This window comes from Streptomyces sp. NBC_01294 (genome assembly GCF_035917235.1).
In the GTDB taxonomy this organism is placed as follows: Bacteria; Actinomycetota; Actinomycetes; order Streptomycetales; family Streptomycetaceae; genus Streptomyces; species Streptomyces caledonius.
In genome coordinates this window covers 3,432,590-3,448,303 of the sequence record NZ_CP108423.1, presented here as the reverse complement: position 1 = coordinate 3,448,303, position 15,714 = coordinate 3,432,590, and the positions used below count along the sequence as shown (strand labels likewise).

21 protein-coding genes are annotated in these 15,714 nt (G+C 70.3%); 12 read left to right on the top strand and 9 right to left on the bottom strand.

The window, feature by feature from the left end; all coding sequences use genetic code 11:
• Positions 1 to 40 precede the first annotated feature (40 nt).
• From OG534_RS15435 to OG534_RS15420, 4 genes are all read left to right on the top strand, one after another.
• Positions 41 to 1,498, top strand: coding sequence for a menaquinone biosynthesis decarboxylase (locus OG534_RS15435; protein ID WP_202200264.1), 1,458 nt, complete (start codon positions 41 to 43; stop codon positions 1,496 to 1,498).
• Positions 1,495 to 1,965: a hypothetical protein gene (locus tag OG534_RS15430; RefSeq protein ID WP_326588636.1), complete on the top strand. Its 471-nt coding sequence runs from the start codon at positions 1,495 to 1,497 to the stop codon at positions 1,963 to 1,965. Before OG534_RS15435 ends, OG534_RS15430 begins: the two co-directional genes overlap by 4 nt.
• Positions 1,965 to 2,885: a menaquinone biosynthesis prenyltransferase MqnP gene (gene mqnP, locus OG534_RS15425; RefSeq protein WP_326588635.1), complete on the top strand. Its 921-nt coding sequence runs from the start codon at positions 1,965 to 1,967 to the stop codon at positions 2,883 to 2,885. Before OG534_RS15430 ends, mqnP begins: the two co-directional genes overlap by 1 nt.
• A 78-nt stretch (positions 2,886 to 2,963) precedes the next feature.
• Entirely contained in the window at positions 2,964 to 3,560 is a 597-nt protein-coding gene (locus OG534_RS15420; RefSeq protein ID WP_326588634.1) for a Uma2 family endonuclease, read from the top strand.
• Here OG534_RS15420 and OG534_RS15415 read toward each other — a convergent pair.
• On the bottom strand, positions 3,553 to 4,167 hold the full coding sequence (locus tag OG534_RS15415; RefSeq protein WP_326588633.1) for a rhomboid family intramembrane serine protease: 615 nt from the start codon (positions 4,165 to 4,167) through the stop codon (positions 3,553 to 3,555). The two genes, OG534_RS15420 and OG534_RS15415, sit on opposite strands and share 8 nt — an antisense overlap.
• An 86-nt stretch (positions 4,168 to 4,253) precedes the next feature.
• Between OG534_RS15415 and OG534_RS15410 the strand changes: the two genes are divergently transcribed.
• On the top strand, positions 4,254 to 4,946 hold the full coding sequence (locus OG534_RS15410) for a UbiX family flavin prenyltransferase (RefSeq protein WP_326588632.1): 693 nt from the start codon (positions 4,254 to 4,256) through the stop codon (positions 4,944 to 4,946).
• On the opposite strand, the gene OG534_RS15405 is transcribed toward OG534_RS15410, so the two are convergent.
• A complete protein-coding gene (locus tag OG534_RS15405) occupies positions 4,943 to 5,077 on the bottom strand; it encodes a hypothetical protein (protein ID WP_326594044.1) in 135 nt (44 codons plus the stop codon). The two genes, OG534_RS15410 and OG534_RS15405, sit on opposite strands and share 4 nt — an antisense overlap.
• 123 nt (positions 5,078 to 5,200) lie before the next feature.
• Here OG534_RS15405 and OG534_RS15400 point away from each other — a divergent pair, with 123 nt between their 5' ends.
• From OG534_RS15400 to OG534_RS15380, 5 genes are all read left to right on the top strand, one after another.
• On the top strand, positions 5,201 to 5,656 hold the full coding sequence (locus OG534_RS15400) for an Lrp/AsnC family transcriptional regulator (protein WP_030388096.1): 456 nt from the start codon (positions 5,201 to 5,203) through the stop codon (positions 5,654 to 5,656).
• A 60-nt stretch (positions 5,657 to 5,716) separates the two neighbouring features.
• Positions 5,717 to 6,880 carry an aminofutalosine synthase MqnE gene (mqnE, locus tag OG534_RS15395; RefSeq protein ID WP_326588631.1) on the top strand — a complete coding sequence of 388 codons (1,164 nt, stop codon included), beginning with the start codon at positions 5,717 to 5,719 and terminating at the stop codon, positions 6,878 to 6,880.
• Positions 6,881 to 6,987: 107 nt separating this feature from the next.
• The gene (locus OG534_RS15390; RefSeq protein WP_326588630.1) at positions 6,988 to 7,512 is read left to right on the top strand and encodes a GNAT family N-acetyltransferase; all 525 of its coding nucleotides are present in this window, start codon (positions 6,988 to 6,990) and stop codon (positions 7,510 to 7,512) included.
• Between the two features lie 124 nt (positions 7,513 to 7,636).
• The gene (locus tag OG534_RS15385; RefSeq protein ID WP_326588629.1) at positions 7,637 to 8,017 is read left to right on the top strand and encodes a DUF4229 domain-containing protein; all 381 of its coding nucleotides are present in this window, start codon (positions 7,637 to 7,639) and stop codon (positions 8,015 to 8,017) included.
• 390 nt (positions 8,018 to 8,407) lie between these two features.
• On the top strand, positions 8,408 to 9,745 hold the full coding sequence (locus OG534_RS15380) for a dicarboxylate/amino acid:cation symporter (RefSeq protein ID WP_326588628.1): 1,338 nt from the start codon (positions 8,408 to 8,410) through the stop codon (positions 9,743 to 9,745).
• An 83-nt stretch (positions 9,746 to 9,828) separates the two neighbouring features.
• Here OG534_RS15380 and OG534_RS15375 read toward each other — a convergent pair whose 3' ends face one another.
• The 6 genes from OG534_RS15375 to OG534_RS15350 form a co-directional block, all read right to left on the bottom strand.
• Entirely contained in the window at positions 9,829 to 10,167 is a 339-nt protein-coding gene (locus tag OG534_RS15375; protein ID WP_326588627.1) for a hypothetical protein, read from the bottom strand.
• The gene (locus OG534_RS15370) at positions 10,140 to 10,460 is read right to left on the bottom strand and encodes a hypothetical protein (protein WP_326588626.1); all 321 of its coding nucleotides are present in this window, start codon (positions 10,458 to 10,460) and stop codon (positions 10,140 to 10,142) included. The genes OG534_RS15375 and OG534_RS15370 overlap by 28 nt, the downstream gene beginning before the upstream one ends.
• A complete protein-coding gene (locus OG534_RS15365; RefSeq protein WP_326588625.1) occupies positions 10,457 to 11,857 on the bottom strand; it encodes a hypothetical protein in 1,401 nt (466 codons plus the stop codon). Before OG534_RS15365 ends, OG534_RS15370 begins: the two co-directional genes overlap by 4 nt.
• Complete coding sequence (locus tag OG534_RS15360) at positions 11,854 to 12,297, bottom strand: hypothetical protein (RefSeq protein WP_326588624.1); 444 nt, start codon at positions 12,295 to 12,297, stop codon at positions 11,854 to 11,856. The genes OG534_RS15365 and OG534_RS15360 overlap by 4 nt, the downstream gene beginning before the upstream one ends.
• Before the next feature lie 119 nt (positions 12,298 to 12,416).
• On the bottom strand, positions 12,417 to 12,602 hold the full coding sequence (locus OG534_RS15355; protein WP_326588623.1) for a DUF397 domain-containing protein: 186 nt from the start codon (positions 12,600 to 12,602) through the stop codon (positions 12,417 to 12,419).
• On the bottom strand, positions 12,599 to 13,456 hold the full coding sequence (locus OG534_RS15350; protein ID WP_326588622.1) for a helix-turn-helix domain-containing protein: 858 nt from the start codon (positions 13,454 to 13,456) through the stop codon (positions 12,599 to 12,601). The genes OG534_RS15355 and OG534_RS15350 overlap by 4 nt, the downstream gene beginning before the upstream one ends.
• A gap of 154 nt (positions 13,457 to 13,610) precedes the next feature.
• Between OG534_RS15350 and OG534_RS15345 the strand changes: the two genes are divergently transcribed.
• A complete protein-coding gene (locus OG534_RS15345) occupies positions 13,611 to 14,048 on the top strand; it encodes an ATP-binding protein (RefSeq protein ID WP_326588621.1) in 438 nt (145 codons plus the stop codon).
• A 325-nt stretch (positions 14,049 to 14,373) separates the two neighbouring features.
• Positions 14,374 to 15,204, top strand: coding sequence for a helix-turn-helix domain-containing protein (locus tag OG534_RS15340; protein WP_326588620.1), 831 nt, complete (start codon positions 14,374 to 14,376; stop codon positions 15,202 to 15,204).
• Here OG534_RS15340 and OG534_RS15335 read toward each other — a convergent pair.
• Positions 15,201 to 15,665 carry a contact-dependent growth inhibition system immunity protein gene (locus OG534_RS15335; protein ID WP_326588619.1) on the bottom strand — a complete coding sequence of 155 codons (465 nt, stop codon included), beginning with the start codon at positions 15,663 to 15,665 and terminating at the stop codon, positions 15,201 to 15,203. The genes OG534_RS15340 and OG534_RS15335 overlap by 4 nt on opposite strands.
• Positions 15,666 to 15,714: the final 49 nt, after the last annotated feature.

The window sequence follows — 15,714 nt, the reverse complement described above, 5'->3', positions numbered from 1 at the left end:
GTGACACTCCCAGGGTAGTTGGTGACGGATACTGACCCCTATGGCTTACGACGATCTCCGCTCGCTGCTCCGGGCTCTGGAGCGGGAGGGCGACCTCAAGCGCATCAAGGCCGAAGTCGACCCGTACCTGGAGGTCGGGGAGATCGTCGACAGAGTGAACAAGGCGGGGGGCCCGGCGCTCCTCTTCGAGAACGTCAAGGGCTCGGCGATGCCGCTGGCCATGAACGTCTTCGGCACCGACCGCCGCCTTCTGAAGGCCCTCGGCCTCAAGTCGTACGCCGAGATCAGCGAGAAGATCGGCGGCCTGCTGAAGCCGGAGCTGCCGCAGGGCTTCATCGGGGTCCGCGAGGCCTTCGGCAAGCTCGGCTCGATGGTCCACGTGCCGCCGAAGAAGGTGAAGGGCGACTCCGCGCCCGTCCAGGAGGTCGTCCTCACCGGCGACGACGTCGACCTGGACCAGCTGCCGGCCCTCTTCACCTGGCCCAAGGACGGCGGCGACTTCTTCAACCTCGGCCTGACCCACACCAAGCACCCCGAGACCGGCGTGCGCAACCTCGGCCTCTACCGGCTCCAGCGCCACGACAAGCGCACCATCGGCATGCACTGGCAGATCCACAAGGACAGCCGCAACCACTACGCCGTCGCCGCGGCGAAGGGCGAGCGGCTGCCGGTCGCGATCGCCTTCGGCTGCCCGCCCGCCGTGACGTACGCCTCCACCGCGCCGCTGCCGGGTGACATCGACGAGTACCTCTTCGCCGGCTTCGTCGCGGGCAAGCGGATCGAGATGGTCGACTGCAAGACGGTCCCGCTCCAGGTCCCGGCCAACGCGGAGGTCGTGATCGAGGGCTGGCTGGAGCCCGGCGAGATGCTCCCGGAGGGTCCCTTCGGCGACCACACCGGCTTCTACACCCCGCAGGAGCCCTTCCCGGCCCTGAAGATCGACTGCGTGACGATGCGCAGGCGTCCGCTGATCCAGTCGATCGTGGTCGGCCGGCCGCCGACGGAGGACGGCCCGCTGGGCCGCGCGACGGAGCGGTTCTTCCTGCCCCTGCTGAAGATCATCGTCCCGGACATCGTGGACTACCACCTGCCCGAGTCGGGCGGCTTCCACAACTGCGCGATCGTCTCGATCGACAAGAAGTACCCGAAGCACGCACAGAAGGTCATGCACGCCATCTGGGGCGCGCACATGATGTCGCTGACCAAGCTGATCATCGTGGTGGACAAGGACTGCGACGTCCACGACCTGCACGAGGTGTCCTGGCGGGCGCTCGGCAACACGGACTACTCCCGCGACCTGACGGTCGTCGAGGGCCCGGTGGACCACCTCGACCACGCCTCGTACCAGCAGTTCTGGGGTGGCAAGGCGGGCATCGACGCCACGAAGAAGCTCCCCGAGGAGGGCTACACCCGCGACGGCGGCTGGCCCGACATGGTCGAGTCCGACCCGGCCACCGCCGCCCTGGTGGACCGACGCTGGAAGGAGTACGGCCTGTGAGCCCGATCGCAGTGAGCGGCCCGGAGCTCGTCATCGGCACCGGCACCGCGTACGTGGCCCTGGTGCGCCCGCAGATCGACCCCTCCGACCCGGGTGTCCGGCTGGCCGCCGAACAGGCGGGCGTGACGCCCGAGGAGTTCGTGGGCCCGGGCGACGTCTGGGCCGTGGTGTGGGAGCCGGAGGACGGCGAGGGCGGCGGCTTCGAGCTGCCCGGACTGCGCGACGCCGAAGCCGAGCACTTCTCGGAGCAGCTGGTGACCGCGCTGGGGTCCGGCGAGCCCTTCACGGTCGAGGCCGGGGCCGTGCTCCGCCTCGACGCCCGCCCGGTGGGTGACGGCTACGCCTTCTCGGCCCAGGTCACCCCGCCGGAGCCCGAGGAGGCGGACGTCCTGTCCGTGGAGATCCCCCCGGTCCCCACTCCCACCCTGCTGACCGACCTGGAAGCCTTCCGCGGGAGCCTGGCGTGATGACCACCGCCGAAGACGTCCGCGGTCCCGGCCCCGCGCCGGAGGCGAGCGGCAAGGTCAAGGCCTTCCTGCGGCTCGTGATGATCGAGCACTCGGTCTTCGCGCTGCCCTTCGCCTACATCGCGGCGCTCACCGCCATGTTCCAGCTCGACCGGAACGTGCACTGGGGCAAGCTGCTGCTCGTCACCGTCTGCATGGTGGGGCTGCGGACCTTCGCGATGGCGGCGAACCGGATCATCGACCGCGAGATCGACGCCCGCAACCCGCGCACGGCCGGCCGTGAGCTGGTCACCGGCGCGGTGTCGGTCCGCTCGGCCTGGACCGGCGCCGGGATCGCGCTCGTCGTCTTCCTCGGCTCGGCGGCGCTGCTGAACCCGCTCTGCCTGATGCTGGCGCCCGTCGCCGTCATCCCGATGGTGGTGTACCCGTACGGCAAGCGGTTCACGAACTTCCCGCACGCCATCCTGGGCCTGGCCCAGGCGATGGGCCCGGTCGGCGCCTGGCTGGCGATCACCGGCGAGTGGTCCTGGGACGCGGTGATCCTGGGCCTCGCGGTGGGCGTGTGGATCGGCGGCTTCGACCTGATCTTCGCCTGCCAGGACGTGGCCGCCGACCGCGCGGAGGGCGTCAAGTCCGTCCCGGCCCGCTTTGGTGTCCCGGCCGCCCTCTGGGGGGCGCGCGGCGCGCACGTCGTGACCACGGCCCTGCTGGCCTGGTACGCCCTCGCCACGGACGCGGGCGTGCTGTTCTGGGCCGGCCTGGTGCTCGTGGCCGTCGCCTTCCTCTACGAGCACACCATCGTGAAGCCGAACGACCTGTCCCGCCTCAACCGCGCCTTCTTCACGGTCAACGGCTTCATCGGCATCGCCCTCTTCGTGTGCGCGCTGCTGGACCTGTCGGTCCGGGGCCTGACCCTGTAGCTCGGTCGTGTGGGCGGGTCCGCATCCGACGGTCCGGAGTCCGACCTTCTCGCTACGGTGCGCCCTACCATCGAGTGCATGGACAGGGAGGCTGACGTGACCGTTTCGGAGATCGACCGCCTGCACTCACAGCTCAGCCGGTTCGAGGACATGTTCCCCGGGTACCGGACGGAGATTGTCGAGGGCGCCATCGTGATGAGTCCGGTCAAGCCTCACCACAACGAGACGATCTGGGAGGTGCGGGGCCTGCTGAAGCCGCAACTCTCACCGGAGTGGGGCTTCATTTCCGATGTCGCCGTCCCTTTCGACGAGATCAATGAGCTCTGCCCGGATCTCGCCCTCATCCCGGATGCCGAGCGGCGCAAGAACCTCAGTGCCTACTCACCCGATCTCATCGAGCTGGCTGTCGAGGTGGTCTCCCCGAGCAGCCGCCACAACGACTACGAGGTCAAGGACCGCGCCTACGCGCGCCGCGGCATCCCGCACTACCTGATCTTCGACCCCTACAAGGCGCACTGCATGACCCTGTGGAACCCCGGACCCGACGGCTACCGGGGACGGGACACCATCCCGTACGGCGGCGAGGTCACCGTCGAGACCGGCATCGGCAAGCTCGTGATCGACACCTCGGGTCTGCCGGTGGACCCCTCTGTGGACCCCTCCGCGGTCAGCTGAGCAGGGTCGGGGTCGGCTGCGGAGCAGCCGGGCGGCGGAGGTAGAGGGCGGTCAGCACACCCGCCACGAGTCCGATGAGGTGGGCGTACCAGCCCACGCCGGAGTCGGTGGGCAGGACGCCCAGGAAGATCGTGGAGCCCCACAGGGCGGCGACCACCACGCCGACCACCGCGTTCAGCGGCTTGCGTTCGACGAAGCCGCGGACCACCACGTAGCCGAAGAGGCCGAAGACCAGTCCGGAGGCGCCGGCCCCCAGGGTGTCGGGCGGGGCGACGAGCCAGCCCCCGATGCCGACCGCGAGCGTGATCAGGGCGCTCACGGCGAGGAGGCGGCGGATGCCGCCGAGCGCGGCGATGAAGCCGAAGACCAGCAGTGGCCAGCTGTTGGCCGCCACGTGGCCGAAGCCGAAGTGCAGGAACGGGTGGGCGATCACGCCTATCAGGTGATCCGGGTCGCGCGGGGTGATCCCGTACGGGTCGAGGGCGTTGCCGGTGGCCAGATCGACCGCCTCGATCAGCCACAGCAGGGCGATCCAGGCCAGCATCAGCTTTGCCGCCGCCTTGGCCCGCCCGGTCCGGGTCCAGGACAGATCCGCCGTCGTGCTCATCGTCGCCCCCTCGAAGCGTCCCTCCCCTGGAACGTCCGGACACCTTACCGAGTGCCCGCGGGGGGTGGCCGGATAGTCTCGGAGGTATGACTGAGCGCAAGCGCACCCCGTGGGTGGTCGGGGTTTCCGGGGCGTCCGGGACGCCGTACGCGGCGGCGGTGCTCCGCGGGCTGCTGGCCGCGGGCGAGAGCGTCGACCTGGTGGTGAGCCGGGCGTCGCGCCTCACCCTGCTGGACGAGACCGGGATCGCCTTCCGCGACGCGCACTGGCGCGAGGACCTCGCGGAGTGGCTGGCCCGTGGCGCCGACGGCAAACCGGGGACCTTCGAGGTCCCCGCGGGGGACGCGGACGTCCGCTTCTGGGGTGCCGGGGACCTGGCCGCCGGTCCGAGCTCGGGTTCGTACCCGGTCAAGGGGATGCTCATCGTCCCGGCGTCCACGGCCTGCGTGGCGGGGGTGGCGCTCGGACTGTCGAAGGACCTGCTCCAGCGCGTGGCGAGCGTGACGCTCAAGGAGCGGCGCCGGCTGGTGGTCGCGGTGCGGGAGACCCCGCTGAACGGTCAGACGCTGAAGCATCTGGTGGCGCTGGACGAGGCGGGCGCGATCGTGCTGCCCGCCTCTCCGGCGTTCTACGCGGGTGCGACGCACATCCAGGATCTGGTGGACTTCGTCGCGGGGCGGGTGCTGGACGCGGCAGAGGTGCCGCACCGGCTGTACCGCCGTTGGGAGGGGGAGTTGGGAGGATCCCGTTCTCCCCGGGGGGCAAGCCGCGGTGACTAGGCCTTCTTGGCGCCGAGCGGCTTGCGGAGCTTGTCGACGCGCTGGGCGGCGGCGGGCTGGTGGGCGCGGGATCGGTTGGCCAGCTCCTGGAGCTGTCGCATGTGTGCGTGGGCCATCTCGATCGTGAACACGGTGTACCACTCCTGAAGATCGTTATTGATCTGCTGAAAGAATTCGCAGGATGTTGACCCTGCGTGCCTTAGATTCTATACCTAGACTTGCAGGATCGCCGAATAATGGAAGGCTCCACGTAAATGGACACGGTGGACAGGCAGCTCATCCAGGCACTCCGGGAAAACGGTCGTGCCTCGTACGCGGAGCTGGGCCGTCTCGTGGGCCTCTCCGGCCCCAGCGTCACCGACCGCATCAACCGACTGGAGACGGCCGGCGTCATCACCGGCTACCGCGCGACGGTGGACTCGCGTTCGCTCGGCCTCGGCGTCACGGCCCTGATCGGACTCTCCATGTCCGACGCCGCGGACCACGAGGACGTGGCCCGGCGGCTGCGCGACCTCGCCGAGATCGAGGACTGCTGGTTCATCGCCGGCGACGACTCCTTCATGCTGAAGGTGCGCGCCAACGACGTGGACGGCCTGGAAAAGATCATCCGCAGGCTCTCCGGCACCAAGGGCGTCTCGCGCACCCGCACCACCATCGTGCTCTCCACCAAGTGGGAGAACCGGGTCGGGGAACTTCCCGAGGAAGCCTGAGAGTACGGTTGGTCAGGGTTCGCAGGACAGGCAGAGGCATCTAGAGGAGGCGACCGGTACATGGACGCTGGGCTCAAGCGTGAGCTGGAGGAGAAGGTCCGCTCCGGCGAGCGGCTGACCCGTGAGGACGGCATCGCCCTCTACGAGTCGGACGACCTGGCCTGGCTCGGTGGCCTCGCCCACGAGGTGCGCACGCGCAAGAACGGTGACGTCGTCCACTTCAACGTCAACCGTCACCTCAACATGACCAACGTGTGCACGGCCTCGTGCGCCTACTGCTCGTTCCAGCGCAAGCCGGGCGAGAAGGACGCGTACACGATGCGCATCGAGGAGGCCGTGCGCCTGGCCAAGGCCATGGAGAACGACAGCCTCACCGAGCTGCACATCGTCAACGGCCTGCACCCGAACCTGCCGTGGCGCTACTACCCGCGCTCGCTCTCGGAGCTGAAGAAGGCGCTGCCGAACGTCTCGCTGAAGGCGTTCACGGCGACCGAGATCCACCACTTCGAGACGATCTCCGGCATGTCGGCCTCCGACATCCTGGACGAGCTGATCGAGGCCGGCCTGGAGTCGCTCACCGGCGGCGGCGCGGAGATCTTCGACTGGGAGGTCCGCCAGCACATCGTCGACCACCGCACCCACTGGGAAGACTGGTCGCGCATCCACCGCCTCGCGCACTCGAAGGGCCTCAAGACCCCCTCGACGATGCTCTACGGGCACATCGAGGAGCCGCGCCACCGCGTGGACCACGTACTGCGGCTGCGCGAGCTCCAGGACGAGACCGGCGGCTTCCAGGTCTTCATCCCGCTGCGCTACCAGCACGACTTCGTGGACATGCAGGACGGCAAGGTGCGCAACAAGCTCCAGGCGCGCACGACGATGGCGACCGGCGCCGAGGCGCTGAAGACCTTCGCCGTCTCGCGACTGCTCTTCGACAACGTGCCGCACGTCAAGGTGTTCTGGGTGATGCACGGCGTGCAGACCGCCCAGCTCGCGCTGCAGCACGGTGCGGACGACATGGACGGCTCGGTCGTCGAGTACAAGATCACTCACGACGCGGACAACTACGGCACCCCGAACAAGCTGGGTCGTGAGGACCTGCTGGAGCTGATCCGGGAAGCGGGCTTCCGCCCGGTCGAGCGCAACACGCGCTACGAGATCATCCGCGAGTACCCCGGTCCGGACGCGAGCCTGCGCGAGACCCCGCAGGCGATGCGCGTCTGACCCGCTGTCCGATCCGCTCGGCACGTCGAACCCCGGCCCCCCGTCGACGAGGGCCGGGGTTCGGCTTTTTCTGGACGACCCGATCGGGTAATGGATAGGTTGACCCTATGCCCCTTACCTTCACCCTGGACCCGGTCATCGACCCCGCCCTGCGCGAGGGGATCCTCGACCTGTGGACCGACGTCTCCAACGCGGGCGGCGCCGTGGGCTTCGTGCCGCCGGTCACCTCCGACGACATCCGCCCCACGCTCGACCAGCAGCTCGCGGGCGTCGCCGACGGGCGCTGCCGGCTGCTCGTCGGGCACACCGGGGACGGCTCGGTCGCCGCGACCGCCTTCCTCACCCACAACACGCACCGGCTCCAGCTCCACTGGCTGTGGGCGTACACGGTGATGGTCCATCCGCGCCACCAGGGCAAGGGCTACGGGCGCGCGCTGATGGCCGCGACGGAGGCCGCGGCCCGCTCCGTCGAGGGCATCGACGCGATCCGGCTCGGCTGCCGCGGCGGCCACGGCCTGGAGTACTTCTACGCGGCCTGCGGCTACAAGGAGGTCGGCCGCGTCCCCGGCGCCATCCGGGTGGCCCCGGGCGACGACCGCGACGACATCACGATGCTGCTGCCGCTGCACTGACCGACCGGCGCCGGTGCGGGCACCCATACCGATGCCCGTGCCGATGCCCGTACCGATGCCCGTGCAGGCGGCCCGGCCGCGCGGGCCGACGCCGTACCCCGGAGGGCCGCGGCCGGGGCCCGGCGTGCTTCACTGGACGGGCACCAGCCGGCGCAGCCGACGTACGGCGTACGACCACGACGAGAGAGAAGGGGTCACCGTGTCCCTCAAGCCGAGCGCAACGATCCGCTACACCGCGATGCGCCTGGGCATCTTCGTCGGATGCCTCGTCGTCGTCGCGGGCCTCGTCCGGCTCCGCTGGGTGCCCGCCGGGCTCGGGGACGCCAACGCCGCCTGGGTCGTGCTGCTCGCCCTCGTGCTCTCCGCCCCGCTCTCCTACGTCCTCCTGCGCAAGCAGCGCGAAGAGATGTCCCAGCAGATCTCCGGTCGCGTCGCGGGCGCGAAGGAGAAGCTCGCCGCGAACCGCAGCCAGGAGGACCAGGCCGACGACGCGGCGCGCGTCTAGGACGGTCCCGGGCGTAACGCCCCAGTTGGCTTCATCACACATCGAACCGCCCCAGCACCGGGTAAATCCCCCGTGAACGCTGGGGCGGTCGTGTTTTCCGGGCCCGCGCAAGAGGGCCTCGCACGCCGCTGTCTCAAAGTGCCCCTTTGAGTTTCTCAAAGCAGAGGTGTTAGCGTGCTCAACATGTTGACCACAGTTGCGCACCCGATGTCCGCGAGCGTTCCGCTCGTGGCGCGCCTGCACGTCGACCTCTGCCGCCGCGCGTCCGCGGCCTGTTGCTGTTGAGCTGAATCGTTACAGCAGCGGTCCCGGCCGGCCCTTCCTGGCTGCTGCCGCACCGCATCACCCCGCAGAACTTCCCCCCTCGTCTTTGTGCGTCACCACCGGAGAGTGTCCGTGTCCGCGACCCCGCAGGCCCCCGCCAAGGCCTCGTTCAAGTTCCCCTTCTGGGCCCAGATCGTCGCCGGTCTCGCCCTCGGCGTCCTCTTCGGATGGATAGCCCGCAGCCAGGACATCAGCTGGCTCGCCACCACCCTGGAGAAGACCGGCGACCTCTTCGTCCAGCTGCTCAAGCTGGCCATCGCCCCGCTCGTCTTCTTCGCGATCCTGGTGTCGATCACCAACCTGCGGAAGGTGAACAACGCCGCGCGGCTCGCCACCCGCACGCTGCTCTGGTTCATGATCACCTCGCTGATCGCGGTCGGCATCGGCATCGGCATCGGCCTGCTGACCGACCCGGGTGCGGGCACCGGCCTCACCGCGGCCGACGGCAAGGAGCCGAAGAAGACCGGTTCCTGGATCGACTTCCTGACCGGGATCGTGCCGACGGACATCGTCACGCCGTTCACCGAGCTCAAGGTCCTCCAGATCGTCTTCCTGGCCGTCGTCGCCGGCATCGCCGCCCTCCAGCTGGGCGCCAAGGCCAAGCCGGTCCTCGACCTCGCCGAGTCCGCCCTGGAGCTGCTCCAGAAGGCCCTGTGGTGGGTCATCCGCCTCGCCCCGATCGGCACCATCGGCCTGATCGGCACCGCGATCGCCACGTACGGCTGGGACCTGATCGGCAAGTACGCGACCTTCACCGCCGACGTCTACATCGGCTGCGCCCTCGTGATGTTCGTGGTCTACCCGCTGCTGCTCGCGACGGTCGCCAAGGTCAACCCGCTCCAGTTCTTCAAGGGCGCCTGGCCCGCCATCCAGCTGGCCTTCGTCTCGCGCTCCTCGGTCGGCACCATGCCGGTCACCCAGAAGGTCACCGAGCGCCTCGGCGTCCCGAAGGAATACGCCTCCTTCGCCGTCCCGTTCGGCGCCACCACCAAGATGGACGGCTGCGCCGCGATCTACCCGGCGCTCGCCGCGATCTTCATCGCGCAGATCTTCGACGTGCAGCTGGGCATCAAGGAGTACCTGCTCATCGTCTTCGTGTCGGTCATCGGCTCGGCGGCCACGGCCGGTCTGACGGGCGCGACGGTCATGCTGACGCTGACCCTCTCCACCCTGGGCCTCCCGCTGGCGGGCGTGGGCCTGCTGCTGGCGATCGACCCGATCCTGGACATGATCCGCACGGCCACGAACGTGGCCGGGCAAGCCCTGGTCCCGGTCATCGTCTCGGCCCGCGAGGGAATCCTGGACAAGGAGGCCTACGCCTCCGCCTCGGCCTCCCCGCTGGACGACCCGGCCCCGTCGGCCGCCGCCGACGTCACGCCGCAGCCGGTCGCCGCGACCGCCTGATCCCGCCCGATCGCCGTACCGCCGCAGCCCCCGCCCCCGTCCGGGCGGGGGCTGCGGCGTTTCCGGCAGGTGCTGCCGCAGCGTCAGACCGTCTGCGCGCGGACGTACGCGACCGTCGCGAGCAGGAGCGGCAGGGCGAACCACCAGCGGCCCAGGGTCCGCCGGAACAGCGGGGTGATGGTGATCAGCAGCCCCAGGAGGCAGAAGCAGAGGGAGAGGCCGGCCACGAACCGGATCTCCTCGCGCACCCGGTCGTCGTAGGGGTCCGGCTGCATCGCCAGGGTGGCGTAGCAGAGGAACACCGCGGGGACGTAGACCAGGGCGAGCGGAACTCCGAGCACCCACTGCAGGCAGCCGCGGTCCTCGGGCCGGTCGATGTCCTCCCGGGGGAGCCTCAGCCGAGCGTCGCGCCACGCACCCACGCGATCACCCCCAGGACGAGCGGCGGGGCCAGCCACCACAGTCCCATGGCCCTGCGCACGCTCGGAAGGAGGGTGATGAGCAGGCCGAGCACGCTCAGGGACACGGCGAGGAAGCACATCGCGCCGACGTTCTCGTAGCCCTGGTGGTCCCAGTCGGCCTGCGGCCCGGCGAACAGGGCCAGGGACACGGCGGCGGCGTTCAGCAGGTGGATGATCCCGAGCGGAACACCCAGCACCCACCGCACGTATCCCCGGTCCCCGGGCACGTCGGTGTTGTCGCTCAGGTCCGTCATCGCATCGCGTTCCTTGCCTGCCCGAGGTTGTCGACGAACCGGTCGCCGTAGCCCTGGGCCTTGGGGAGGTCCCAGTAGGGCCCTCCGTTGTACCGGGCGGCGATCTCCCGCATCTGGGCCTCCGTCATCTGGTCGGCCGGGACGTCGGCGAGGCCGCTCTCCGCCTTGATCTGGGCCAGGAAGCCGGCCGCTATGAACGCATTCTGCTTGGGGTCCTGGAGCGCCTCTTCCACCAGGGTCCGCTGGTGGTCCGTGAGGTTCGCCGGGTCGTAGCCGAGCACTTCCGCGCCGCGTCGGAGCTGGATGGCGACCGGGCCGTACGAGGTCTCGTCGAGGCCCCCGCCGAGCCGCCACGGAAGGTTCTCGGGGATGACCGGGCTCAGTCCCCACGGGGCCGCGGCCTGTTCGCGGATGGTGCCGGTCACGTCGTCCATGAGCCCGGGCTGCCAGCCCCCGACCTCCTGCCAGGCCACGCCCGCGAGGAGTTCCTCCGGGAGGCCCGCGTTCTTGGCCGCCGCCCGCAGGAGCTCCTTGTTCTGGGAGATCCAGTCCGCGTGCATGCCGTCCGTGACCACCGGGATCCAGTAGTTGTCGGCGGCATCCGGCAGCCCCGACACCTGCATGCGGATGTCGCGCAGCTGCGGGGAGACCGGGGTGTCCGGGCCGACCGGCCCGGGCATCTCCCGCTTCCCGGCGCTGCCCGGCAGATGGGTCAGCGGGCTGGTGCGGGCCTCCAATGCCTCCCGGCGGATGTCCGCCATCGCCGCGTACAGGTCGGGCGGGCTCCCCCCGCCCTTGACCTTGAACTCCGGCAGCAGCTCGTACGCCTGCTTCAGCGCGTGCACGCACGTGCTGCGCGCCTCCTGCTCGACCGTCTTCGCCAGGTGGAAGTCACCGCCCGCGGCGTCGTGGAGCCGGTTCGCCTCGTCGCGGATGTCGTCCACGTCCATGGTGAGCTCGGCCAGGCCGTCGAGGAACCCGGTCGTGGCCCGCATGTCCTCCCACTGCCGCATCGGCTCGGCCTCCTGCGCCGTGCGGGTGATCGCGGTGCCCTTGGTCCCGATCAGCGTGGCGAGGGCGCGCTCCGAGCGCTTGCCGTTGTCGTAGTGGGTCTTCGCGGTGGTGAGGGCGAGGGCATACGCGTTCAGGGCGCTGGCCGCCTTGTCGTAGCCCTCGGCCATGTGGGTCACCAGCTGCCGGGCCTCGGCGAGGCGGCCGGTGTAGGTGTGGCTGCCGTCGCTCTGCCACTGCGTACCGGTCTCCGCACGCCGGGCGGGCCCCCCGACCTGGACGAGGAGGTCGCGCAGCCGGCGGAACTCCGCGGCGTTGCGCTCGACGAGCGGCGGATTGCACTCCTGCAGGAACTGGACGTCCTTGCGGTAACTCAAGCCGCTCACTTGGCCTCCGGCTTGACGTACGTGCCCTCGTCGACGATGGAGCGGAGGAAGGACGCTGCGGTCCCGTCGTCCACCTGGGCGAAGCTGGTGCCGGTGGTCTTCAGGCGGGTGGCCAGGCCCGCGAACAGGGCGACCGTGTCCTTGAACTGGTCGTCGGCGAACCGGGCGAAGCGGAGGGCTTCGTTCGCCACGTCGGCGTGGGCGCGGGGTGCCCGGGCCATGGTGCTCGCGTCGCCATCGGGGCGGCCCTCGTGCAGCAGCGCGGCGATCTCGATCAGGAGGTTCGCGTTGCCGTTGATGGAGGTGACCCCGGCCAGCAGGCTCCCCGCCGGGCCACCGCCACCCGCATCGGGCGCCACCTGGTTCAGCCGCATGCCGGGCGACTGCGATCCGGCGAGCGCAGCCGCCTTGTGCTGCGCCCACTCCGCGTCGAATGACATCTGGTTCCCCCCGACTTGATCCGGAAGTGCTGGCTGGATCATGTCCATGCTAATACGGGGAAATCGGCACCCCAGCCGTCAAGGGGGCTTTCACAGACGGATGGTGGAGCCGTTGCCGATCACGACACCTGCGCCACGAATCCGGCCCACGCCTCTGGGGCGAAGGTGATGTCGGGGCCGTGGAGAACCTTGGAGTCGCGGACGTGGATGGTGGCGGGGGTGTGGGCCACCTCGACGCAGTCGTTGATGTCGCCGCTGTCGCTGTAGCTGCTCTTGAACCACTCCAGCTCGGACTCGTGGATCATGTCTCTCCCAGCACTTGCTCGATGAATGCGACGGACTCCCGTGGCGTGAGAGCCTGGGACCGGATCATGGCATGGCATTGTTCAAGGACCCGGACCTGCCTCGGATCGGAGACGGGGCGGCCGCTGAACGCCCCTTCGGAGCGCCCTACCGCCGATCCGTCCGCGAACTTCAGCACGTGGATCAACCCACCCATTCCGGCGTGCTCTTCGAGATCGGTGGGCATGACCTGGATCGTCACGTGCCGCAGCTCGGCAACCTCCAACAGGCGTTCGAGTTGCCCACGCATCACCATTGTCCCCCCGATGCGGCGCCGCAGTGTCACCTCTTCCTGGACGAAGCACAGGGCGGGTGCGGGGCTGCGGTCGAAGATCGACCGGCGGGCCATCCGGGCGGCAAGACCACGCTCCACCTGCTCAGCGGTCTGCGGAGGCTGCCACATCTCGAACAGGGCCCGTGCGTAGTCGTCCGTCTGCAACAGGCCATGGATGTTGTGGCTGCCGTACGCCGACAGTTCGACGGCCCGGCCCTCCAGCTGCACGAGATCCCGGACCTTCTTCGGGTAGCGGACCTGTTCCATGTCGGCCTTCATCGCGGCGATCTTCCCGCCCGCCCCCAGCGCCTCGTCCGCCCTGTCCAGGTACTCGGGGCGGGGGATCCGCTTGCCCGCCTCCACCTTGCGGACGAGGTCCTCCCCGTACCCGACCGCCGTGCCGAAGTCCGCGGCCCGGATGCCCGCCTCCTCCCGCCAGGCCCGGAGCTGGCGGCCCAGCGCGGCCAGGACCGCCACTCCCTGCTCGTCCTCGGGATCGACGTCCCAGCCCGCGTCTTCCGCACCGTCAATGTCCACGCTCATGCGCGCCCGCCTTCGACGTACCGGATTTCTCAACGCCCTTTGCCCGCAGGTCTTGCAGGACAGCCGGGACAGCACCGGACAACGTCCGGACAAACGCCGGACGCAAGGGCGGTGTCGCTTCTCACGGTATGCACGGCCCGACACGCTCGGTCACGTGAACACTCAAATCTGTGACTCAGGGCACTGTTTCGGCGCCCAGCTCGCCGCCACCCCGCGCGGCGCCCGCCAGGCGCGGCAGCTCGCCGTCGAGAAGATCGCCGAGTGGGGTCTGCCGACGGAAGGACCGGCGCTCATCGTGGCCGAGCTGGCCGCCAACGCGGTGAGCCATGGCCGGGTGCCCGGGCGGGACTTCCGGATCGTGCTCACCCTGGCGGACGGGGTGCTGCGGATCGAGGTGGCCGATACGCGCGGCGACCGGATCCCGCGTATCCGCGACGCGGAAGGGGGCGCGGAGGGCGGGCGGGGCCTGGTGCTGGTCGATGCGCTCGCGGACCGCTGGGGCGTAAGGCAGGGGCCGGTTCCCTGCAAGGTGGTGTGGGCGGAGGTCTTCCTCGCCACCGGGTCGCGGGGAGCCGTGCTCCGGCGGGCTTAGACGCATAAAGACCCAAAGAACCGGGGGAAAGAACCAACCAACCCAACCAAACCCGGCCCGCGTCGCTCGGTCGGGTGAAACGTGCCAACTGGGCTGGATTTCACACCGGTTGGCGGGCATATGCTCGGCCCGACCACCTCAGACATGAGACGGCCCCCGGCGGGACGGCAATCCCGGGCGAGGGCCTGACCAACAAGGAAGTAGCACCTTCCCAATGGCTCTTCAGCAGCCTAGCGCGCCCTCGCGCGCAACGTCCCGTGTTCGATCCGGGACCGCCCGATCCGGTGTCATCCACGTCAACACACCGCACACGCGTCACTTCACCGTGGTCGGCAACCACCTGCTCCAGCACCCCGAGTTGTCGGCCATGGCGATCGGGGTCGCGGCGTACATCCAGTCGCTGCCGGACGGGGCCCCGGTCGGCATCAAGGCCCTCACCGAGCGGTTCCCGGAGGGGGAGGTCCGGGTCGCCGACGCCCTGCGGGAGCTGGAGCGGTACGGCTACCTGGAGCGGCGGCGCGAGCGGCTGGCGACCGGGCAGGTGGTGACCCGGACGTACTCGTACAACAGGCCGGGCGACGTCACCCCGGAGGACCCGCCTCCGCAACCTCCGCCACCTCCGCCTCGGCCGGGCCGGGAGCCTGCGCCCGAGCCCGTACCGGGGCCTGTACCGGGTCCCGTACCGCAGCCCGTAGCAGAGCCACAGCCTGAGCCGGACGTGCGGCCCGGGCCGGTGACGGCCCGCGCGCCCGATGTCCCGCCCGCGCCGCCGCGGCCACTGCACCCCGGCGCGGCCGATCTGCTCGCCGGGCTGCGGCGGTACGACCCCCGGCTCCTGCTGGCCGAACGGGACGTACGGCGGCTCGCGCCGGCCGTGTCGGACTGGCTGGAGCGCGGGGCGGAACCCGACGAGGTCGGGCGGGTCCTGACCGGGGGCCTCCCCGAGGACATGCACCGTCCCGCGTCCGTCCTGGCGTACCGGCTCACCGCGCTGATCCCACCGCACCTGCCACCCGCCCCGGCGGCCAGACCGGTCCGGCGCCCGGATCCCTTCCAGACCTGCGACGGCTGCGACCGGGCCTTCCGCGCCCCCGCCCCGGGCCGCTGCCGCGACTGTCCACCCGACCCCGAACGTGCGGCGAGGCCCGCTGCCTAGGGCAGGACGGCCGCGCCCCTCACCCCTGGCAGAGTCCGGCCCGATCGCACGCCGATGGGCCCGAGCCCCTCGGGGCCCGCCAGGTGGGCGAGTTCCTCGGTGGCTTCCGCAGGGAGGGCCTCGACGGCCGCCGTGAGCTGCGCGGCCAGGTCCGGGAAGGGGGCCCAGGCCGCGGCGGGCAGGGCGAGGGCGGCGAGGAGCAGGTCGCCCTCGTAGAAGTACGCGTCCAGCATCGGCTCTTCGAGGAGCAGCGCCACGGCGAGGGGGAGGACGTACGGAAGGGACACGTTCTGCGCGACGAGCGTGCGGAGGTCCGCCGGGGCCAGGGCGGACAGCGGCCGGCGGCGCAGTGCGTGGACCTTGGTGACGAGCGCCGTCGCGTGCGGCGGCGGGGCGGGCCACTGCGGGCCGTCCAGCTCGTCGAGGGTGCGGTCCAGGTGGAGGAGTCGCGGACGGTTCATACGGCCATTCTGGCCCTGTCCGGTGGAGGGCCGGTATGGCCCCGCGAGT